The 20,117-nt window shown below is 62.7% G+C and carries 16 protein-coding genes and 1 tRNA gene; 15 read left to right on the forward strand and 2 right to left on the reverse strand.

What is annotated here, in order from left to right:
* Positions 1-144: 144 nt before the first annotated feature.
* The gene (locus ACXJKE_RS13160; RefSeq protein WP_457281640.1) at positions 145-1,947 is read left to right on the forward strand and encodes a M61 family metallopeptidase; all 1,803 of its coding nucleotides are present in this window, start codon (positions 145-147) and stop codon (positions 1,945-1,947) included.
* Positions 1,948-1,979: 32 nt separating this feature from the next.
* Here ACXJKE_RS13160 and ACXJKE_RS13165 read toward each other — a convergent pair whose 3' ends face one another.
* Positions 1,980-2,798: an enoyl-CoA hydratase-related protein gene (locus tag ACXJKE_RS13165; protein ID WP_457281051.1), complete on the reverse strand. Its 819-nt coding sequence runs from the start codon at positions 2,796-2,798 to the stop codon at positions 1,980-1,982.
* A gap of 104 nt (positions 2,799-2,902) precedes the next feature.
* Between ACXJKE_RS13165 and ACXJKE_RS13170 the strand changes: the two genes are divergently transcribed.
* The 9 genes from ACXJKE_RS13170 (at position 2,903) to mdoH (ending at position 13,266) form a co-directional block, all read left to right on the forward strand.
* A complete protein-coding gene (locus ACXJKE_RS13170) occupies positions 2,903-3,700 on the forward strand; it encodes an enoyl-CoA hydratase (protein ID WP_457281052.1) in 798 nt (265 codons plus the stop codon).
* 138 nt (positions 3,701-3,838) lie between these two features.
* Positions 3,839-3,915: transfer RNA gene (locus tag ACXJKE_RS13175), tRNA-Met, on the forward strand.
* An 89-nt stretch (positions 3,916-4,004) separates the two neighbouring features.
* Positions 4,005-4,469, forward strand: coding sequence for a hypothetical protein (locus ACXJKE_RS13180; RefSeq protein ID WP_457281053.1), 465 nt, complete (start codon positions 4,005-4,007; stop codon positions 4,467-4,469).
* Positions 4,470-4,584: 115 nt separating this feature from the next.
* Positions 4,585-5,928 carry a tRNA (N6-isopentenyl adenosine(37)-C2)-methylthiotransferase MiaB gene (gene miaB / locus ACXJKE_RS13185; RefSeq protein WP_457281054.1) on the forward strand — a complete coding sequence of 448 codons (1,344 nt, stop codon included), beginning with the start codon at positions 4,585-4,587 and terminating at the stop codon, positions 5,926-5,928.
* A gap of 32 nt (positions 5,929-5,960) precedes the next feature.
* Complete coding sequence (locus ACXJKE_RS13190; protein ID WP_457281055.1) at positions 5,961-7,382, forward strand: sensor histidine kinase; 1,422 nt, start codon at positions 5,961-5,963, stop codon at positions 7,380-7,382.
* Entirely contained in the window at positions 7,366-8,055 is a 690-nt protein-coding gene (locus tag ACXJKE_RS13195) for a hypothetical protein (protein WP_457281056.1), read from the forward strand. Before ACXJKE_RS13190 ends, ACXJKE_RS13195 begins: the two co-directional genes overlap by 17 nt.
* Positions 8,052-9,413 (forward strand): sigma 54-interacting transcriptional regulator, encoded by a 1,362-nt coding sequence (locus ACXJKE_RS13200; RefSeq protein WP_457281057.1) that lies wholly within the window; start codon positions 8,052-8,054, stop codon positions 9,411-9,413. The genes ACXJKE_RS13195 and ACXJKE_RS13200 overlap by 4 nt, the downstream gene beginning before the upstream one ends.
* A gap of 266 nt (positions 9,414-9,679) precedes the next feature.
* Positions 9,680-11,290, forward strand: coding sequence for a glucan biosynthesis protein G (locus tag ACXJKE_RS13205; protein ID WP_457281058.1), 1,611 nt, complete (start codon positions 9,680-9,682; stop codon positions 11,288-11,290).
* Positions 11,266-13,266 (forward strand): glucans biosynthesis glucosyltransferase MdoH, encoded by a 2,001-nt coding sequence (mdoH, locus tag ACXJKE_RS13210; RefSeq protein WP_457281059.1) that lies wholly within the window; start codon positions 11,266-11,268, stop codon positions 13,264-13,266. The genes ACXJKE_RS13205 and mdoH overlap by 25 nt, the downstream gene beginning before the upstream one ends.
* Before the next feature lie 142 nt (positions 13,267-13,408).
* Here mdoH and ffh read toward each other — a convergent pair whose 3' ends face one another.
* Entirely contained in the window at positions 13,409-14,767 is a 1,359-nt protein-coding gene (ffh, locus tag ACXJKE_RS13215; protein ID WP_457281060.1) for a signal recognition particle protein, read from the reverse strand.
* A gap of 102 nt (positions 14,768-14,869) precedes the next feature.
* On the opposite strand from ffh, the gene ACXJKE_RS13220 reads away from it, so the two are divergent.
* The 5 genes from ACXJKE_RS13220 (at position 14,870) to ampD (ending at position 19,930) form a co-directional block, all read left to right on the forward strand.
* On the forward strand, positions 14,870-15,670 hold the full coding sequence (locus tag ACXJKE_RS13220; protein ID WP_457281061.1) for a cytochrome C assembly family protein: 801 nt from the start codon (positions 14,870-14,872) through the stop codon (positions 15,668-15,670).
* Positions 15,667-15,909 carry a PP0621 family protein gene (locus ACXJKE_RS13225; protein WP_457281062.1) on the forward strand — a complete coding sequence of 81 codons (243 nt, stop codon included), beginning with the start codon at positions 15,667-15,669 and terminating at the stop codon, positions 15,907-15,909. Before ACXJKE_RS13220 ends, ACXJKE_RS13225 begins: the two co-directional genes overlap by 4 nt.
* A 265-nt stretch (positions 15,910-16,174) precedes the next feature.
* The gene (locus tag ACXJKE_RS13230; protein WP_457281063.1) at positions 16,175-17,890 is read left to right on the forward strand and encodes a two-component system sensor histidine kinase NtrB; all 1,716 of its coding nucleotides are present in this window, start codon (positions 16,175-16,177) and stop codon (positions 17,888-17,890) included.
* Positions 17,891-17,895: 5 nt separating this feature from the next.
* A complete protein-coding gene (locus ACXJKE_RS13235; protein WP_457281064.1) occupies positions 17,896-19,344 on the forward strand; it encodes a sigma-54-dependent transcriptional regulator in 1,449 nt (482 codons plus the stop codon).
* Positions 19,313-19,930: a 1,6-anhydro-N-acetylmuramyl-L-alanine amidase AmpD gene (ampD, locus tag ACXJKE_RS13240; RefSeq protein WP_457281065.1), complete on the forward strand. Its 618-nt coding sequence runs from the start codon at positions 19,313-19,315 to the stop codon at positions 19,928-19,930. Before ACXJKE_RS13235 ends, ampD begins: the two co-directional genes overlap by 32 nt.
* The last annotated feature ends 187 nt before the right edge of the window (positions 19,931-20,117 follow it).

The raw sequence follows: 20,117 nt of genomic DNA on the forward strand, positions 1-20,117 counted from the left end.
CTGTTTAGACACAAAATCGACCTCCAGCCCGCACACCATTTGCGCGAGCAGCTCCTTTTTTCATAGCACTTACAGCCCGATCGACTCGATCCGTCGGGCGCCGCCATGCAGCTGGCGGCAGACGTGGAGTATTCTTTGCGCAAGATGCCAGGCACCCCCAAAAACACTCCCCCTCCCCTTCACTACCGCGTCGAAACAGGCGATCTACACGCCCACCTCTTTCGCGTGACCCTCACGATCGCACAGCCTGACGCCTTGCAAAGGGTCTCGCTGCCTGTGTGGATCCCCGGCAGCTACCTGGTGCGGGAATTCTCCAAAAATCTGCAGAATCTGGAAGCCCGCCAGACAGGCCGCACGCCGCTTAGGGCAGAGCAGCTCGATAAATGCACCTGGGAGATTCAGTGCTCGCCTGCCAGACCGCTGGTACTGCGCTATGAGGTGTACGCCTGCGATAACTCCGTGCGCAGCGCCTGGCTGGACGCCCATCGCGGCTTTTTCAACGGCACCAGCCTGTGCCTGAAAGTGCAGGGCCAGGAAAAAGCCGTGCATGTACTGGAGATCCCTGCGCCGAAAGCCGCCAAGGGCTGGTCACTGGCCACAGGGCTCACGCCGCAGGCAGTCAACAAGCATGGGTTTGGTACCTACCTGGCGGCCGATTACGACGAACTGGTGGACTGCCCCGTGGAAATGGGCGCTTTCTGGAGCGGTACTTTCACGGCGCGCGGCGTGCCGCACCGCATGGTGGTAGCGGGCGCGGCCCCGAGCTTCGACGGCGCCAGGCTGCTGGCGGACACCCAGAAGATTTGCGAAACGGAGATCCGTTTCTGGCATGGCGCGAAAAAGCCTCCCTTCAAGAGTTACCTCTTCATGCTGAACGCGGTGGACGACGGCTATGGCGGGCTCGAGCACCGCAACTCGACGGCACTCATCTGCAACCGGAAGGACTTGCCGCGCCTGGGTGAATCCCGCACGGCAGAAGGCTACACCACGCTGCGCGGCCTCATCAGCCACGAATATTTCCACACATGGAACGTCAAGCGGCTGCGTCCCGCGGAGTTTGAACACTACGACTACGGCGCCGAGAATTACACCGGGCTGTTGTGGTTTTTTGAGGGCTTCACCAGTTACTACGACGACCTGCTGCTGCGCCGCGCCGGCCTGCTGGACAACGCCGGCTACCTCAAGCTGCTCAACAAGACCATCAACCAGGTCATGCAGACCCCGGGCCGGCTGGTTCAATCCGTCGCCCAGGCGAGCTTCGATGCCTGGGTGAAGTATTACCGGCAGGATGAAAATACGCCCAACGCCACCGTGAGCTACTACACCAAGGGAGCGCTGGTGGCGCTGTGTTTTGATCTGACGCTTCGGGCAGAAGGCGGAGCTGCCGGGGGCGCGACACTGGACCACGTGATGCGCGCACTCTGGCAGCGCTGCAAAGCCGGCCCCCTGCGCGAGACAGATTTTGCAGAGGAGCTTGCAGCCGCAGGACACCGCCCGTTTGCCGCCGAGCTGGCCCAATGGGTGCACGGACGCGAAGAACTCCCGCTCAAGGCCTTGCTGGAACAGCATGGCGTGACAGTCGCCGAAGAACCTGCGCAACTGGCCCAGCGGCTGGGCTTGCGCGCCAGCGAAAACCAGGGCGTGGTGCAGGTCAAGACCGTGCTGCGCGGCGGCGTTGCCGAGCGTGCCGGGTTTGCGGCGGGAGATGAATGGCTGGCGGTGGAACCCATTGCCGCAGGCGCACGGCAGCCGGAGGGCGGTTGGCGCATGAACCGGCTCGATGACCTGCTGCACTACGCAGGCACGGCCAAAAAAGTCATTGCCCTGGTCGCACGCGACAAACGACTGCTGCGGCTGGAGCTGTCCATGCCGCCCGCACTGACCACCTGGCGCCTGGCGGTACGGGATGCCGCGCTGATGGACCACTGGCTCGGCCAGAAGACCTGACCCGGCCTGGCGCGACTCACTTCTTCAGAAGGTTATTCGCCCTTGAATACCGCGGGACGCTTTTCAAGAAAGGCCGTCACGCCTTCCATGTAATCGTGGCTGCGCCCCAGGGCGGCCTGCATGTCGCGTTCCGCATCGAGTTGCTGATGCAGCGTGCGTGTGGCGCCTTCACGCATCAGCTGACGGGTGGCCACCAGCGCCAGAGTCGGCAGGCTGGCCAGCCGCTGCGCCAAGGCAACAGCCGCCGCCACGGGGTCGTCCGCTACCTGCCAGATCAAGCCCCATTCCAGCGCCTGCGCCGCCGGCAATTTGTCCCCTGTCAACGCCAGCCCCATGGCGCGCGCCAGCCCCAGCTTTTGCACCAGCAGCCAGCTGCTGCCCGCATCGGGCGCCAATCCGATCTTGCTGAATGCCTGAATGAAACTGGCGCCCGGGGCGGCCACGGCCATGTCGCACGTCATGGCCAACGATGCGCCGGCACCTGCGGCCACGCCGTTGACGGCTGCCACCGTCGGCATGCGCAGCCCCAGCAGTTTGCGGGCCGTGGGGTTGAAGGCCTGGTCAATGACGGGGCCTGGGTTGGCCCGCTCAACCAGGTTGGGGCCGGGCGCGAAATCGAATTCGGACAGGTCGGCACCGGCACAAAACCCGCGGCCGGCGCCAGTGATGACCAGGGCGCGAATCTGTGGATCAGAGTGCGCCTTGTCCAGGGCGACCCACAAGTCCCGGTGCATCTGCCGCGTAAAGCTGTTCAGCGCCTGAGGGCGGTTCAACGTAAGGATGCCCACGGCACCATCGATGGCATACAGCACGGTGGGATCGGCAGCGGGGCCGGGATGGGAAGCAGTCATGGCGGCGGTCTCCTGTTCCCGAATCTAGCATTGCGGCAAGCCATGGGCGGCCACGAGCCCGTGGCATCATTGCCGGACGCATTTCCAGCCAAAGGACCTATTTCATGTCTTCCACGACCTACGAAACCATTGAGACCCGCACCGAAGGCCCGGACTCCCGCAAGGTGGGCATTGTCACGCTGAACCGGCCCAAGCAACTCAATGCATTGAACGACCAGCTCATGGATGAGCTGGGCCGGGCCCTCAAGGCGTTTGATGCCGATGAGACCGTCGGCTGCATCATCCTGACCGGCAGCGAAAAGGCCTTTGCCGCAGGCGCCGACATCGGCGCCATGGCCACCTACAGTTTTGCCGATGTTTACAACAACGACTACATCACCCGCAACTGGGAGCAAATCCGCAGCATCCGCAAGCCAGTGATTGCCGCCGTCAGCGGCTTTGCGCTGGGCGGCGGCTGCGAGCTCGCCATGATGTGCGACTTCATCATTGCTGCCGACAACGCAAAGTTCGGCCAACCTGAAATCAAGCTGGGCATCATCCCCGGTGCTGGCGGCACACAGCGCCTGCCCCGTGCCGTGGGCAAGGCCAAAGCCATGGACATGACCCTGACGGGCCGCATGATGGATGCCCAGGAGGCAGAGCGTTCAGGCCTGGTCAGCCGTGTGGTGCCGCTGGAAAAGCTCATGGACGAGGCCCTGGGCGCCGCGCTGATGATCTGCAGCTACGGCCAGACCAGCGTCATGGCCGCCAAGGAAGCCCTCAACCGGGCATTTGAAAGCGGCCTCAGCGACGGCGTGATGTTCGAGCGGCGCCTGTTTCATTCGCTGTTCTCCACCGAAGACCAGAAAGAAGGCATGGACGCCTTCGTCAATAAGCGCAAACCGATCTTCAAAAACCGCTAGAAATTGGGCCCAATTGGGCCCAAAACCAAGCAGAAGCCGCGGAACCGGCTTTGCCGGGCCGCAGGCGAACGGCCCCCTCGGGGGGCAGCGAACCACGCGCAGCGGGGAGCGTGGGGGTGTTATATAATCTTGGGTTTCGGTCGTATAGCTCAGTTGGTTAGAGCGCAGCATTCATAATGCTGATGTCGGTGGTTCAAGTCCACCTACGACCACCAAGAATGCGTCAAAGCCTCAGAGGGTCCTTCCCCCTGAGGCTTTGTTCTTTGTTATTCTCCTATTTATTAACAGCCTCTGGACACATACCATGAACCGCTGCACTTCCCGCCTGGCCGCACTCCTGATGATGCTGGCTGCTTTTGCCGGCCTGATGAGCCTGCCAGCCCTGGCCCAGACCGATCCCGCCGAGGCTGTCAAACCCAACATCCGGAAATTCCCTCCCAAGGCCGTCCGCGGCGAAATGGTGGTGGTGGCGCCGCCGGTGATCTCCATGGACGGCAAGCAGGACAGGCTCTCCGTAGGCTCACGCATACGCGACATCAACAACAATTTCGTGTTGTCCGGCGCACTCCTGAACCAGAAGCTGGTGGTGAACTACCTGCGCAGCAACACCGGCGAGGTGCATGAGGTCTGGATCCTCAACGCGGAAGAGGCCAAGGAAAAGCGGGCGGGCGGCACCGGCACGGTGTTCAATTTCAGCAGCGGCACCCCTGCCAAGGCAGTGGACAACGGCAAGACGCCGTACGACCAGTTACCTGCCTACAAGCAGTAACGCTCACAGCCTTAAGCAAAATCAGTCTGATGCCCTTTAAACATGGGCGCAAGCAGCTATTAATTTAATAGCAATCGCCATCAGCCCGCGGACAAACCGCAAATCAGCCAGCATCATGAGCAAAAAAGTCTTCATTAAAACCTTCGGTTGCCAGATGAACGAGTACGACTCGGACAAGATGTCCGACGTGCTCCATGCCGCCGAAGGCTACGAGCCTACCCAGGACATGGAACAGGCCGACCTGATCCTGTTCAATACCTGCTCCGTGCGCGAAAAAGCCCAGGAGAAGGTTTTCAGCGACCTGGGTCGCGTCAAGCACCTGAAAGAAAAAGGCGTACTGATCGGCGTCGGCGGCTGTGTAGCCAGCCAGGAAGGCGCGGCCATCATCCAGCGCGCACCTTATGTCGACGTGGTCTTCGGCCCGCAAACCCTGCACCGCCTGCCGCAGCTGCTGGCCAACCGGACCCGGCTGGGCAAGCCGCAGGTCGACATCAGCTTTCCCGAGATCGAAAAATTCGACCACCTGCCGCCGGCGCGCGTCGAGGGCGCCAGCGCCTTCGTGAGCATCATGGAAGGCTGCTCCAAGTACTGCAGCTACTGCGTGGTGCCCTACACCCGTGGCGAAGAGGTCTCCCGGCCCTTTGAGGACGTGCTGGTCGAAGTCGCCGGTCTGGCCGACCAGGGCGTCAAGGAAGTCACGCTGCTCGGGCAAAACGTCAACGCTTACCGTGGCCCCATGGGTGGCACGGCCGAGATCGCCGACTTCGCGACGCTGCTTGAATACGTGTCCGACATCCCCGGCATCGAACGCATCCGCTATGTCACCAGCCACCCCAACGAGTTCACGCAGCGCCTGATTGACGCCTACGCCAAGCTGCCCAAACTGGTAAACCACCTGCATCTGCCGGTGCAACATGGCTCCGACCGCATCCTCATGGCGATGAAGCGCGGCTACACCGCCATGGAATACAAGAGCACCATCCGCAAGCTGCGCGCCATCCGCCCGGATCTGGCCATGAGCAGCGATTTCATCGTGGGTTTCCCCGGCGAGACCGAAGACGACTTCGGCAAGATGATGAAGCTGATCGACGAGATCGGCTACGACACCTCGTTCAGCTTCATTTACAGCCCGCGCCCCGGCACCCCCGCCGCCGCGTTGCATGACGACACACCGCACGAGGTCAAGCTCAAGCGTCTGCAACACCTGCAGGCCACGATTGACGACAGCGTGCGCGCCATCAGCGCCAGCCGGCAGGGCACGGTGCAGCGCATCCTGGTTGAAGGCGCTTCGCGCAAGGACCCGACCGAACTCATGGGCCGCACGGAGTGCAACCGCGTGGTCAACTTCAAGGGCCAACCGCGCCTCATCGGCCAGATGCTGGACATCACCATCACCCAGGCCACGCAGCGTTCGCTGCGCGGCGAAGTCCTGACGCAGGACGTCGCCGTGGCGGCCTGAGACCGCCCGCGTTGCTCAAGCACTCGACACGCATGCTGCAACGATTTTCGTTCCGGCAACTTCTGGTGATCGCTTTCCTGCTGATTGCTGCCCTGCTGGGCGCCGCCTCGCTGCGGGCGCTGTTTACCCTGGAAGACCTTTCGCTGCAAAGCCGCAGCAATGCCGCACGTGCCCTCGAACTCAGCAGCGCGGCGCAGTCCCTGGCCGAGCGCAGCGTATCGATGGAGCGCACATCCCGCCAGTCGGTCGTCCTCGATGACCGGGTATTGCGTGAGCGCTTCGGTGACGAGGCCCGTGAAGCCGCGAGCATCCTGACCAGTCTGGCGCGAGAAGACGTACCGGTTGCCAAAGCCCGGCAATGGCGCGCGCACATGCAGAGCATCGGCGATCTGCTGACCGGCCCGGCGGGTACCGCGCTGGACCGGGAGCGCCAGCTGGCGCAGGAATTCCGTGAACTGGAAAGTGTCAATGCCGCCATCGCCGTGCAGGTGCAACAGGCGATTCAGCAACGCAACAGGTCGCTGGAAGGCAAACTTGAGGCCAGCCGCCAGCGGCTGACCCAGCAGGTAACCTGGGCCATCGTGCTGGCTATCGCCATGGCGCTGGCATTCGGCGTGTGGTTCACGCTGCCGCTCAGGCGCCTGGAGAACGCCATCGTGGGCCTGGGGGAAAACCGGCTCGACCAGGTCATCACCATCCAGGGACCGGCCGACCTGGCCCTGGTGGGGCAGCGGCTGAATTGGCTGCGCCTGCGGCTGGTGGAGCTGGACGCCGACAAATCGCGTTTCCTGCGCCATATTTCGCACGAACTCAAAACACCGCTGGCATCGCTGCGCGAAGGGGTGTCGCTGCTGGAAGACGGCGTAGCCGGCACGCTGAGCAATGACCAGCGCGAAATAGCGCAAATCCTCAGGCACAACACCGGCGTACTGCAAAGCCAGATTGAAGACCTGCTGCGCTTTAATACGGCCGCGTTCGAGGCGCGCCAGTTGAATCGCCAGAATGTCGACCTGTTGCAACTCCTCGAGGAGCAGGTGTACGCGCAGCGCCTGCAGTGGCGCGCACGGGAACTGACGGTCAGCGTCGTCGGTGAACCCGTTGTGATGGAAATCGATCCCGAAAAAATCGGCACTGCGCTGGCCAACCTGCTGTCCAACGCCATCCGCTATTCACCACCCAAAGGGCAGATCCGGCTGGAACTGAGTCCGCTGCGGGGTTTCGTTCGCATCGACATCCACGATCAGGGCGTCGGTGTGGCGCAGGCCGACCGCGAACGGATTTTCGAGCCCTTTTACCGCGGTGAACGCCAGCCGGTCGACGTGGTTCGGGGCAGCGGTATCGGCCTGTCCATCGTTCACGAATACATTGCCGCACATGGCGGAAACATCATCCTGATGCCCGATCAACCTGGCGCACACTTCAGAATAGAGCTTCCTCATGTTTCCAAGTACTGATTTTCTTCCCCCTCCGCCTGCGACCCGCCTCTCCGGGCGCGGCCTGCTGCCGGCCCTGGTGACGTCGGCATTGCTGGCCGCGTGCAGCAGCGGTGGCCCCGCCCCCGAGCGTGGCACCAACACCGCAGCCGTCCTGGCAGCCCGGGCTGCGGCCTCTGCTGCCGAAGCCGCGCGGGCCAGCGCCAGCCAACCTGCGCCGCTCCCGGAATCGGTCGTTTTTGCCAGCGGCATGACCTTGCGCATGCTGGCTTACGCCGAGCGCGTACGCCTCATGCAGCCGCCGGAACTCACCCAGGAAACCGGGCGGCTCGGAGACGCCGCCAGCCCCGAGGCCCAACTCCAGCTCTCACTGGTGCTGGCCCAACTGCGGCAGCTGCCCGAACTGATACGTGCGCAGGAGCTGCTGGCCCGCGTATTGGGCAATGCCGATGCCCAGCCGCTGCATCCGCTGGCAAGGCTGCTGGCGTCACGCTATGCCGAACAGCGCCGCCTGGAAGAGCAGCTTGACAAACAAGGCCAGCAACTGCGCGATGCGCAGCGCAGGCTGGACCAGACCAACGAGCGGCTGGAGGCGCTAAAGGCCATTGAGCGCAGCCTCACCAGCCGGCAGCCGGCGGCAACAGCCTCGGCGCCCATCCCCCCTGCCAGCCGGGCCCGCCCCACCGCGCCATGAGCGACTCGGCCCTGACAGCGCCCCACCTGCTCGTCGTTGATGATGACGCCGACATGCTGCGCCTGCTCACCATGCGGCTCACTGCAGCGGGCTATCGCGTCACGGCGGTCACGTCGGCCGAAGCGGCGCTGACGCAGCTTCATATTGAACGGCCGCAGCTGGTACTCAGCGATGTGCGGCTTCCCGGCCGGGACGGCCTGGCGCTGTTCGACGACATACGCCAGCAGCATCCTTCGCTGCCGGTGATTTTGCTGACTGCGCATGGCACCATTCCTGATGCCGTGGAAGCCACCGAACGCGGCGTGTTCACCTATCTCACCAAGCCCTTTGACGGCAAAAGCCTGCTCGACAAGATTGCCCAGGCGCTGGCGCTGAGTGCCCCCGCGAACCCGGCCAAACAGGGCAGCCCCGAAGCCTGGCAAAACCAGATCATCAGCCGCTCAAGCCGCATGGCCGAAGCCCTGGCTGAAGCGCGCATGGTGGCGCAGTCGGACGCCAGCGTGCTGCTGCGCGGTGAAAGCGGCACCGGCAAGGAGCTGCTGGCCCAGGCCATCCACCAGGCAGGCGCACGGGCCAGCAAGCCCTTTATTGCCGTGAACTGTGGCGCCATCCCCGAGGCTTTGCTGGAATCCGAGCTGTTTGGCCACGTCAAGGGCGCCTTCACCGACGCAGTGGCCAATCACAAAGGCCTTTTCCAGGCCGCAGACGGCGGCACTTTGCTGCTCGATGAAATCGGTGACATGCCGCCCGCGCTCCAGGTCAAGCTGCTGCGCGTGTTGCAGGAACGCGTAGTGCGGCCGCTGGGCTCCAGCCAGTCGATTCCGGTGGATGTGCGCATCATCTCGGCCACACATCGCGACCTTGACGCTGCCATGGCTGAGGGCCAGTTCCGCGCCGACCTTTATTACCGGCTCAACGTCGTCACGCTGACCTTGCCCCCGCTGTCGGAGCGCCGCGAAGACATCCCGTTGCTGGCCAACCACTTTCTCCTCAAACTGGCGGCCAAGTACGACAAGCGCCTGAGCGGTTTCGCACCCGAGGCCCTCAAGGCCCTGACCACGGCCGCCTGGCCAGGCAACGTGCGCCAGCTTTACAACGTGGTGGAGCAGGTTTGTGCCCTGTCCACCACCCCGCTGGTGCCGCTGGCGTTGGTGCAGCGGGCCTTGCGCTCACCCAGCGTGCAAGTGCTCACCTATGCGGAAGCCAGGCAACACTTCGAGCGGGATTACCTGGTCGGGCTGCTCAAATTGACGGACGGCAACGTGGCCGATGCGGCCCGGCTGGCCGACCGGAACCGCACGGAGTTTTACCGCCTGATGCAAAAGCACGGGCTCACGCCGGGACACTTCAAGGTTTAGACCGTAAAAAGGTTCCAGGAGCTCCGGTTCGACCTGGGTTTGTCGCTGTGCCGCCGTGGGCCGTCGCTGGTTGGCGACAGGTTTAAGCCTTTGATTTAAAAGGATTTAATCGAGCCATCTGCGGAAGTTGTCGCTCACCGGCGACAAAACCCGCGATTCTGGGCGCTTTTGAGCCGGATTACATTTGGTTAAATCAAGTATCACGCCCAACTTGTTGATTTAAAACAATTTTTCGAAGCTGGCACAGGGTTTGCCCTAGTCATGGCATGCCAGCTTTTTTCCTGCCTTTTTTGGCATCCTCCGGCGGCCCCAAGCGCCGCTTCAATTTTCTCCTGCGGGCCCGTATCGCGGCCTGCGCGAGCCTTGCAGCACTGACGCTCGCGGCGGGCCAGGCGCATGCCTTCGATCTGGACGATGTGGCCGCTATCGCGCGCCAGCGCTCGCAAGCGCCCTGGCGCGAAGCGTCCCACGCGGTGCCCACCGAGCTCGCCAGGATGGCGTACGACGACTACCGCGACATCCGGTTCAACGCCGCCAGCACGCTGTGGCGTACCGACAAACTTCCCTTTGAAGCGAATTTTTTCCATGTCGGCCGGCACGGTGATTCGGTTCGCATTCACGAAATCACGACAGCGGGCGTGAAGCGTCTGCCTTACGACCCCGCCACATTCAATTTCGGAAAAAACAAACTGTCACCCGAGACCTGGGGTGACCTGGGCCACGGCGGCGCGCGCTTTTTCAGCAACCTCAACTCACCCACCTACAAGGATGAACTGGTGGTATTCACCGGTGCCACCTACTTCCGGGCGCTGGGATCGGGTCAGCGCTACGGCCTTTCGGCACGCGGCCTGGCGGTGGACACCGCAGGCGGTGCGGGCGGAGCCAAGGAAGAGTTTCCCCGTTTCACGGATTTCTGGCTTCAAAAACCTGCAGTCGACAGCAAGCAGCTGACCGTCTTTGCCGTGATGGATTCGGAGCGCATGACAGGCGCCTACCGGTTCGACATCCAGGCCGGCGAGCAAACCACCACGAATGTACAGGCGCGCATCTTCATGCGCCCGGCCACAACCTCCGGCAACAGCGCGCCCGTGACCTCGCTGGGCATCGCGCCCCTGACCAGCATGTTTTTCTTTGGCGAAAACCAGCCCCGCCCCGGCGATTTCCGGCCCGAAGTGCACGACTCCGACGGCCTGATGATGGCTACGGGTGACGGTGAATGGCTCTGGCGGCCCCTGCAAAATCCGTCCTCCCCGCTGGTGACGTCTTTCGCCATGAAGTCGCTCAAGGGCTTTGGCCTGATGCAACGCGACCGCGCCTTTGCCAACTACGAAGACACCGAAGCTCGCTATGAGACGCGGCCCAGCGCCTGGGTCACGCCCGTGGGCGACTGGGGCGCCGGCCGGGTCGAGCTGTTTCAATTTGCCACGCCGGATGAGACCCATGACAACGTGGTGGCCTATTGGGTACCCGAAAAAATGCCAGCACCTGGCCAGTCGCTGGACATCGCCTGGCAAATCAGCTGGCAGGGCAAGAACCAGCAACTGCCGCCCAACAGCTGGGTCACGCAATCACGCCGCGGCACCGGGTACTCGAAGGCCGGAACCGATCTCACGGGCCAGGTCCAGTACGTCATCGACTTTGCCGGCCCGGCGCTGGACGCGCTGCCCGAGGACGCCAAGGTCGAAGCCATCTCCAGCGCCAACGCCAATGGCCGTGTGCTCGAAAGCATGGCCTACAAGAATCCCGCCACCGGCGCATGGCGCATGACGCTGCGCGTGCTGCGGCTGAACCCGGCCCAGCCTGTTGAGCTGCGCGCCTTCCTCAAACATGACAACCACACTGTGAGCGAAACATGGACCAACCTGATCACACTCTGATTCCATCCGCTGCACGCAGCGCCCTGCGCGAGGAACGCCACCCCAATTCGGTGACGGCGCCACCGCTGAATCGCGGCTCCATGGTGCCCCGGCCCTGGCGTGGCTTCTGGAACAGCATGGCCACCGCGCTGCTGCTGCCCATGCTGTCGATATTCCGGGTTTCCGCGCCGGCACCATCCCATCGCCTGCCTGCCCCCCGGCTTGAGCGCTGGCAGCAGGCTGCCCGGCGCCGGCGCACGGTGTTCCTGCTGCTGACCGTCATCAGCACCGTGCTGGCAACCAGCATCTTTGCGGACATGCAGCCCGACTATGACAACGCCTGGCTGCAGTACGGCCAGATCAGCCTGTTTGCCCTTCTGTCAGCCTGGGTAGTGACCGGCTTCATGACGGCGATGATGGGCTTTTACGTCACGATCTTTGGTGACAAACACGCGCTGTCCGCGAAAAAGGTTCAGCACTACCCGCTGGATGCGTCCACACGCACCGCGATCATCATGCCGATCTGCAATGAAGACGTACGCACCGTGTTCGCCGGCCTGCGCGCCACCTGCGAGTCGGTCGCGATGACCGGCCATGTACAGAGCTTTGATGTCTTCGTACTGTCGGACAGCAGCAACCCGGCCATCATCCAGGCCGAGCGCGCCGCCTGGGAAGACCTGCGCACCCAGCTGGCCGGACACCCCGACCAGCCGCAGATCGAGGTCTATTACCGCCTGCGCAAACGCCGCACCGACCGCAAGGCCGGCAATGTGGCCGACTTCTGCCGCCGCTGGGGCAAGGATTACCGCTATATGGTGGTGCTGGACGCCGACAGCGTGATGAGCGGCGACTGCCTGGTTTCCATGGTCAAGCTGATGGAAGCCAATCCCAGGGCCGGCATCATCCAGACCGCAACCCAGGCCATCGGCCACGTCACGCTGCACGCACGGGCGCAGCAGTTCGCCTCACGCGTGACCGGGCGCCTCTTCACGCTGGGGATGCAGTTCTGGCAGATGGGCGAGTCCCACTACTGGGGCCACAACGCCATCATCCGTATTGAGCCCTTCATGAAGCATTGCGCGCTGGCGCATATCAAGGGCACGGGCGGCATGGCGGGCAGCATCATGTCGCACGATTTTGTCGAGGCCGCGCTGATGCGCCGCGCCGGCTACCACGTCTGGCTGGTGGGTGACCTGGTGGGCAGCTACGAGCAGCAGCCGCCCGATTTGCTGGCCGAGCTGCAGCGCGATCGCCGCTGGTGCCAGGGCAACCTGCAAAACTCGCGCCTGATCGCCGAGCCGGGCATTCACCCGGTACACCGCTCCATGTTCGGCACGGGCGCGATGGCGTATCTGTCGGCGCCGCTGTGGCTGTGCTTTCTCACGCTGGGTACGGCGCTGTGGCTGTCCGGCTCGCCGATGATTGCCGACTGGACGCTGCTTCCCGGCGAGCTGATGTCGCTTTGGGCCTGGACGCTGTGCATGCTGTTCCTGCCGCGCATCCTGGGCATCGTGGCCGTGCTGGTCAACCGCCAGCAGCAATCCTATGGCGGCACCGTCGCCCTGCTGCGCAGCGCTTTGCTTGAAACCCTGATCGCGCTGTTGCAGGCACCCATCCGCATGCTCGCGCATTCGCTGTTTGTGGTGGTGGCCCTCACCGGCCTGAAGCTTGAATGGAAATCGCCCCCGCGCGAAGCGGCCGCTGTGCCCTGGCGCCATGCGCTGGCGCAGTTGGCGCCCATGTCCGGCGTGATCGCGCTGCTGGCTGTCGGCATTGCCGTGATCGATGCACGGGCTTTGATCTGGCTGATCCCGGTCGGCCTGCCGCTGCTGCTGGCGATCCCGATGACGGTGCTCACCAGCAAGGTAGGCGTGGGCACGGCCCTGCGTGCGCAGAACTACCTGCTGATCCCGGAAGAAACCCGTTCGCCGGCGGTGCTGCGACGCGCCTGGCTGCATGCAAGCCGGCTGGCCAAGCCACGGCTGAAGGCGGCCTGAGAATGGCCTGACTTCAGGGCAACCCATGAAAAAAGCCGCTTGAAGCGGCTTTTTTCATGACAGGCAAACGCTATTAATTCAGGAGCTGGTTGCGCCCGTCTTTATTGGGCTGCAGCCATTTTTCACTTAAAGATCGAATCAATCAAAACTTGGGCATGCCTTTCATGCCGCCCATGCGTTTCATCATTTTCATCATCCCGCTGCCTTTCATCTTCTTCATCATGCCCTGCATCTGCTCGAATTCATTGAGCAGGCGGTTGACTTCCTGAACATGCACGCCGGAACCGGCAGCAATGCGGCGCTTGCGGGTGGCCTTGATGAGTTCGGGCTTGCGGCGCTCCAGCGGCGTCATGCTCTGGATGATGCCCTCCTTGCGCTTAATGTCTTTCTCGGCCTTGTCCATGTCGACCTGGCCAGCCTTGGCCGCCATTTGCGCGGGCAGCTTTTCCAGAAGGCTGGAGAGCCCGCCCATGTTCTTCATTTGCTGCAACTGGCTCAGGAAGTCGTTGAGGTCAAAGCCGTCGCCGGACTTGATCTTGGCGGCGAGCTTCTGGGCAGAGGCCATGTCCACCCCGGCGGCCACCTGCTCGACCAGCGCCAGAATATCGCCCATGCCGAGGATGCGGCCGGCGTGGCGCTCGGCGTCGAACACCTCCAGGCCGTCGATTTTCTCGCTGGTACCGGAGAATTTGATGGGGGCGCCGGTGATCTGGCGCACGCTGAGCGCCGCACCGCCGCGCGAATCGCCGTCGGTCTTGGTCAGGATGATGCCGGTGAGCGGCAAGGCTTCCTTGAAGGCCTTGGCGGTGTTGACCGCATCCTGGCCCTGCATCGCATCGACCACAAACAGCGTTTCAACCGGGTTCAGGATCGCATGCAGCTCCTTGATTTCCGCCATCAGGGCCTCGTCGATGGCCAGCCGGCCAGCCGTATCGACCAGCAGCACGTCAAAGAAATGCTTGCGGGCGTAGTCAATGGCGGCTCGCGCGATGTCGGCCGGCTTCTGGTCAGGCGTGCTGGGAAACCATTCGGCGCCGGCCTGTTTGGTGACCGTCTTGAGCTGTTCAATGGCGGCCGGGCGATAGACGTCGCCTGAAACGGTCAGCACCTTTTTCTTGCGCTTTTCGATCAGGTGCTTGGCCAGCTTGGCGGTAGTGGTGGTTTTACCCGCGCCCTGCAGGCCGGCCATCAGGATGACCGCCGGCGGCTGGGCTGCCAGGTTGATATCGCTCACCCCCTCGCCCATGGTAGCGGCGAGTTCCTTGTTAACGATGCCCACCAGCGCCTGGCCCGGCGAGAGAGAACCCATCACTTCCTGGCCCAGCGCTTTTTCCTTGACCCGGGCAATGAAGTCGCGCACCACCGGCAGCGCAACGTCGGCCTCGAGCAAGGCCATGCGTACCTCGCGCAGCATGTCCTGCACGTTGGATTCGGTGATGCGGGCCTGGCCTCGCATTTCCTTGACGAGACGGGATAACTTGTCGGTAAGAGCTGAGGCCATGGGAAGGCGCCACAAACGCGGCGCAGTTAGGTGGAAAAGAAAGGCTGCAGCGGAAGGCTGCCAGAAAGGGGGGAAAGAGGCAGTAAAGGCTAAACTCTAGCCATGATTTTAGCTTTGAGCGACTGGTGGGGTCTTGCAGCGGCAGCCGGTGCTGCCGTCGCCTACGCTGCATTGGCACTGGGCTCCCCGCGCCTCGGCCCCGCCGCCATCCGCGGCCTGCTGCTGGCGGCCTGGCTGCTGCACGCGCTGGCGCTGGCCGATGGCCTGCTGGGCGAGCCCCCGCGTTTCGGCTTTGCACCGGCGCTGTCCATGACGGTCTGGCTGGTGCTGACCGTTTACGCCATCGAAAGCCGCCTGTTTCCACAACTCCAGGCCCACTGGGCGTTGGCAGGGCTGGGCAGCGCAGCTGTCATCCTGACGGTCATTTTCCCCGGTACCACCTATCACGCCATCGCGTCCCCCTGGCTGCCGTTGCACTGGGCCCTGGGCATCGCGTCTTATGGGCTGTTTGCCGCCGCAGTGGTGCACGGCTGGCTGATGACGCGCTCCGAGCGCTCCATCCGGCTGGCCGCACAAACCGATGCGGGTGTGCCGCTGTTGACGCTGGAGCGGCTCACCTTCCGCTTCGTGGAGGCCGGCTTTGTATTGCTGTCGGCCACGCTGTTTGTAGGCTGGCTGTTCGCCGAAACACTCTACGGGCCCGGCCTGGCCTGGAAATGGAACCATAAAACCGTGTTTTCGGTCCTGGCCTGGCTGACGTTTGCCGGCCTGCTGATCGGCCGGGCGCGCCTCGGATGGCGTGGCCGCAAGGCCGTCCGTGTGCTGTACCTGGGCTCCGGCCTGCTGCTGCTGGGCTACGCCGGTTCGCGCTTTGTACTTGAAGTCATTCTGAGGCGGGCATGAAATACCTTCTGGTCCTGGGATTCGTGCTGGTGGTTTTCTGGCTCTGGCGTCACAACCGCGATGCGGAAAGAAACGATGCGGCGGCTGCCCGTCCCCGCCAGGCACCGGGCCGCGAAACGGCCGTTGCGGAGATGATCGCATGCGATGTCTGCCACGTGCATTTGCCGAAGTCCGACGCCCTGACAGGCGGCAAGGGGATTTATTGCAGTGACGCGCATCGCCGCCAGGCAGGAGACTAGGGCCTGCCAACACTATGTTTACAAATGCGAATGGGGTGAAAACGGCGCCAATCAAGGCGCGCGACGAATCCCAGACCGGGAGTCTGGGTGAGGAGCGCAACGCCGAGTGGCGCCGTTTTCACCCCATTCCCTCCGGGTTGCGCTCAAAAAGGCCTTGCGCGGCGTTGCAAAGCCTTGACGGGGTCTACCCCGCCTGCGTTTTGCGCCTTGCTCAAGGCCTTTTTGAGCGCAACGCATCTTGCAAACATAGTGTTAGCAGGCCCCAATGAGCACGCCATCCCACTGGTTTGAAACGGGAGGCAAGGCATCAGGCGCGTGGGAGACCGTGCCCGAACTGGGCTCCTTCGGCCGTTTGTGGCGTGTCTTCATGACGGCACGCGTTGCCATCGCCACGGTACTCGTCATCCTTCAGGCGGTTATCTACGCGCTGGGCAACATCACCAACCGCTGGTCGATTGGGGTATGCATCGCCTACCTGTGCGCCACACTGGCCGTGCGCCTGTGGGCCAAACCGCGGCCACCACGAAGCACCTTTGACGCACAGTGGTTACTGACCATCGGCGTGGACGTCATCACGTTCTCCACACTCAATTTCCTGCAATCGAGCGGCATCAACTACACGCCGCTGTTTGCCCTGCCGGTGCTCCTTGCCTCCATCCTTGGACCGATTTTGCTGGCCTTCGGAACCGCAGCCAGCGTGACCTTGCTGCTTCTGGCCGACGCCTGGTGGAGCTCACTTCAGGTATTGGGCGACTTCAATGCCCGATTCCTCCAGTCGGGCTTGAGCGGTTCCGGTTTTTTCCTGGTCGCGCTGCTTGCGAACCACCTCGCCTTGCGGCTGGCCCGTGAAGAGCAGTTGGCAAAACGCAGCCAGTCCGCCGCGCGCATGCAGACGCAGGTGAACGAACTGGTCATTGAAACCTTGGCCGACGGCGTGCTGGTGGTCGATATCAACGGCATCGTCCGGTCGGCCAATCCGGCATCCAGGCGCCTGCTGGGAGCCCGGGATTCAGTTCGCAGCGCGCCTTTCATCCTCGTCATGGAGGCGGCCTGGTTGCCCCTGGCGGAACTGATGCACAGCACGTTCAGCACGCAAACCCCCCAGGAAGCGGACATCAGCCTTGAATACCCGGGCAGCAATACCCGGCGGCTTCATGTACGCACTCGTCTTGCCGCCTCGAAAAATGGCACCCACGAAAGCCTTTGTGTAATGTTCCTGGAGGACCTGCGTGAAATGGAGGCCCGCGTGAGGACCGAGAAGATGGCAGCCATGGGACGCATGTCGGCCGCAGTGGCACACGAAATCAGGAATCCGCTGGCGGCGATCTCTCAAGCCAATGCCTTGCTGGAAGAAGACCTGCAAGACGAGCCGCACCGCCAGCTCACAGGCATGATCCGGCAAAATGCGCAACGTCTCGCCAGAATCGTCGATGAGGTATTGAACATTTCACGTGCCCAGGCGCACCTGCCCTCGCCACAAACCACCACCCTGGCACTGGACGAAACCGCTCACAAGATTACCGCGGACTGGGCAGGGCAGACTGAAGCGTCCCGACGCATGAAGATCACGGCAGATTCGGGTAATGCCGTTGTGTGCTTTGAGCCCGAGCATTTGCGCCGCCTGATGGTCAATCTGCTGGACAACGCCCTGCGTTATGCCAGCACATCTTCTCACGCCATTGAAGTCTCCACCCAGCTCGTTACGCCCGGGCAGGCCCGTCTGTCCGTATGGAGCGATGGCCAACCCATGGAGCAAACCGTGCAAACACACCTGTTCGAACCATTTTTCTCCTCTGAAAGCCGCTCAAGCGGGCTGGGCCTGTACATTTGCCGTGAATTGTGCGAACGCTATGGCGCCCTGATCGGCTACCAGCGCGTGCAGCGCAGCGGCATTGAGGGAAACGAATTTTTTGTCATATTCGCACCCTCCAGTCCGTCTATGACCTTGCCTGCGGCTTCTTTTGCCACAATGCCAACCTGAAAACCATGAGCACCCCCATTCCCGTTCCCCAGCAGGCACGTATCCTCGTCATTGACGATGAACCGGATTTGCGCACCCTGTATGAACTGACGCTGCTCAGGGAAGGGTATCGGGTGGAGGCAGCCGGTGACCTGCTGCAGGCCCGGGAGCAGCTCAAGGCGCATCACTTCGATGCTGTGATCACCGATATGCGCCTGCCAGATGGCCTTGGCCTCGAATTACTGCGAGACATGATAGACCAGCAAAGGCCCGAACGATGCGTGGTGATTACGGCCCACGGCTCGGCCGAAAATGCGGTGGAAGCACTCAAGGCCGGCGCGTTTGACTACCTCACGAAACCGGTCGACCTCAAACAATTCCGCAGTGTCGTGGCATCCGCCGTGCAGGGTGCCAAGCATCCTGCACTACAGGCCAAAAGCGATCGAAGCGCACCGGAACACGGCACCGCCCCCTCCGCCCAGAAAAAAAGCGGGGACGGCACCCAGATTCTGCAAAAACTGGTGGGTGAATCTGCCGTCATGCGCGCCGTCAAGTCGCGCATCGTCAAAGTGGCGGGAAGCATGGCGCCGGTCCTCATTCAGGGGGAATCGGGCACCGGCAAGGAACTGGTTGCACGCGCCGTACACGGCTGCAGCCACCGCGCGACAGGGCCTTTTGTAGCCGTCAATTGCAGCGCCATACCCGAAAACCTCCTCGAAGCGGAGTTCTTCGGTGCACGAAAGGGCGCTTACACCGGATCAGCGCAGGACCGGCAAGGCTACTTCCAGGCAGCCAAGGGCGGCACCTTGTTTCTCGATGAAATCGGCGACCTGCCGCTGGCCATGCAATCCAAACTTCTGCGCGCCATCCAGGAGCGCACCGTCAGGCCGCTGGGTTCGCCGCAGGAGGACACCGTTGACGTGCGCATCGTCAGCGCAACGCACAAAAACCTGGCGGCGGAAGCCCAGGAAGGAACATTCCGCCAGGATCTTTATTACCGGCTCAATGTGATTGAAATTGCCGTGCCGGCCTTGCGCGAACGCCGGGAGGATTTGCCGGCACTCTGCAATGCCCTGCTGTCAAGAATCTGCCAGGAGTCCGGCTTCAAGATGCCCGAGTTGACGGATGCCGTGATGGAGCAGCTGCAGTCCAGGCCCTTTAACGGCAATGTCAGGGAGCTGGAAAACATCCTGCACCGGGCCGTGGCGCTCGGCGAAGGAAGCGTGCTGCATTTTGATGCGCCGGTCGAAGAGCACGTCGCCGTCCCGGAAAACCTGCAGGATTATCTGGACGGGCAGGAGCGAAACATCCTGACCAAGGTTTTGCTGGAGACCGGCTTCAATCGTACCGCCGCCGCCGCGAGGCTGGGTTTGAGCCTGCGGCAGATCCGCTACCGCATTGCACGCCTGAATATCGCCACGCCGGGCAATGACGACCTGGCCGATGGACTTGACCCTGCTGATGACCCCGCCTGAGAGCCCCAATGCCCTTCCCCGGCCTTTGTGGCAAAACGGCTGGTACCGCTGTGCACGCGCACTGGCTTCGCCCAACTTTGGTCCACGCCCTCCCGGCGCGCAAATCGACCTGATCGTCATCCACTCCATCAGCCTGCCGCCAGGTGAGTTCGGCAATGGCAACGTCGAACGCCTTTTCACCAACCAGCTCGACTGGGAGGCACACGCTTACTTTCAGGGCATTCGCGGCCTGCAGGTTTCATCGCACTTTTTCATCGCCCGAACCGGCGCTCTGTGGCAGTTTGTGAGCTGTGACGACCGCGCCTGGCATGCCGGGGAATCCAGCTACCGCGGACGCACCAACTGCAACGACGATTCCATCGGCATCGAACTGGAAGGCCTTGAGGGAGATACCTTTGAAGCATCCCAGTATGAAACCCTGACCGGGCTATGCGCCTCGCTTCTGCAGCGCTACCCCATTGAGCACATCGCCGGGCACGAGCACATTGCACCCGGCCGCAAGCAGGACCCGGGCCCTGGCTTCAACTGGCCTCTGCTGCAAAACTCGCTGTCGTCACCGGCTAGGTGTTTTCCCGAAATCATGTGACTGGTGCACCTGCACGCACTCACCATTGCGGTGCGTCTTGCTGTTGAAATTTCCGGTTATTTTTACCGCGCCAGCAGTGGCCGGCGCTCTCAACCCAAGCCCGCGAAAAGCCGCGCCACAACGCCGCATCAGCTTCACAAGCCTGATGGCATCAGGCTTTCAGCGAAGTTGAACGAGCCACCATCAA

This window comes from Polaromonas sp. P5_D5 (genome assembly GCF_054049435.1).

What these genes read in the sequence shown, in the direction of transcription:
- ACXJKE_RS13160 (WP_457281640.1), top strand. Translation starts at nt 145, where the DNA reads ATGCCAGGCACCCCCAAAAACACTCCCCCTCCCCTTCACTACCGCGTC.
- ACXJKE_RS13165 (WP_457281051.1), bottom strand. Translation starts at nt 2,798, where the DNA reads ATGACTGCTTCCCATCCCGGCCCCGCTGCCGATCCCACCGTGCTGTAT.
- ACXJKE_RS13170 (WP_457281052.1), top strand. Translation starts at nt 2,903, where the DNA reads ATGTCTTCCACGACCTACGAAACCATTGAGACCCGCACCGAAGGCCCG.
- ACXJKE_RS13180 (WP_457281053.1), top strand. Translation starts at nt 4,005, where the DNA reads ATGAACCGCTGCACTTCCCGCCTGGCCGCACTCCTGATGATGCTGGCT.
- miaB (WP_457281054.1), top strand. Translation starts at nt 4,585, where the DNA reads ATGAGCAAAAAAGTCTTCATTAAAACCTTCGGTTGCCAGATGAACGAG.
- ACXJKE_RS13190 (WP_457281055.1), top strand. Translation starts at nt 5,961, where the DNA reads ATGCTGCAACGATTTTCGTTCCGGCAACTTCTGGTGATCGCTTTCCTG.
- ACXJKE_RS13195 (WP_457281056.1), top strand. Translation starts at nt 7,366, where the DNA reads ATGTTTCCAAGTACTGATTTTCTTCCCCCTCCGCCTGCGACCCGCCTC.
- ACXJKE_RS13200 (WP_457281057.1), top strand. Translation starts at nt 8,052, where the DNA reads ATGAGCGACTCGGCCCTGACAGCGCCCCACCTGCTCGTCGTTGATGAT.
- ACXJKE_RS13205 (WP_457281058.1), top strand. Translation starts at nt 9,680, where the DNA reads ATGCCAGCTTTTTTCCTGCCTTTTTTGGCATCCTCCGGCGGCCCCAAG.
- mdoH (WP_457281059.1), top strand. Translation starts at nt 11,266, where the DNA reads ATGGACCAACCTGATCACACTCTGATTCCATCCGCTGCACGCAGCGCC.
- ffh (WP_457281060.1), bottom strand. Translation starts at nt 14,767, where the DNA reads ATGGCCTCAGCTCTTACCGACAAGTTATCCCGTCTCGTCAAGGAAATG.
- ACXJKE_RS13220 (WP_457281061.1), top strand. Translation starts at nt 14,870, where the DNA reads ATGATTTTAGCTTTGAGCGACTGGTGGGGTCTTGCAGCGGCAGCCGGT.
- ACXJKE_RS13225 (WP_457281062.1), top strand. Translation starts at nt 15,667, where the DNA reads ATGAAATACCTTCTGGTCCTGGGATTCGTGCTGGTGGTTTTCTGGCTC.
- ACXJKE_RS13230 (WP_457281063.1), top strand. Translation starts at nt 16,175, where the DNA reads ATGAGCACGCCATCCCACTGGTTTGAAACGGGAGGCAAGGCATCAGGC.
- ACXJKE_RS13235 (WP_457281064.1), top strand. Translation starts at nt 17,896, where the DNA reads ATGAGCACCCCCATTCCCGTTCCCCAGCAGGCACGTATCCTCGTCATT.
- ampD (WP_457281065.1), top strand. Translation starts at nt 19,313, where the DNA reads ATGGACTTGACCCTGCTGATGACCCCGCCTGAGAGCCCCAATGCCCTT.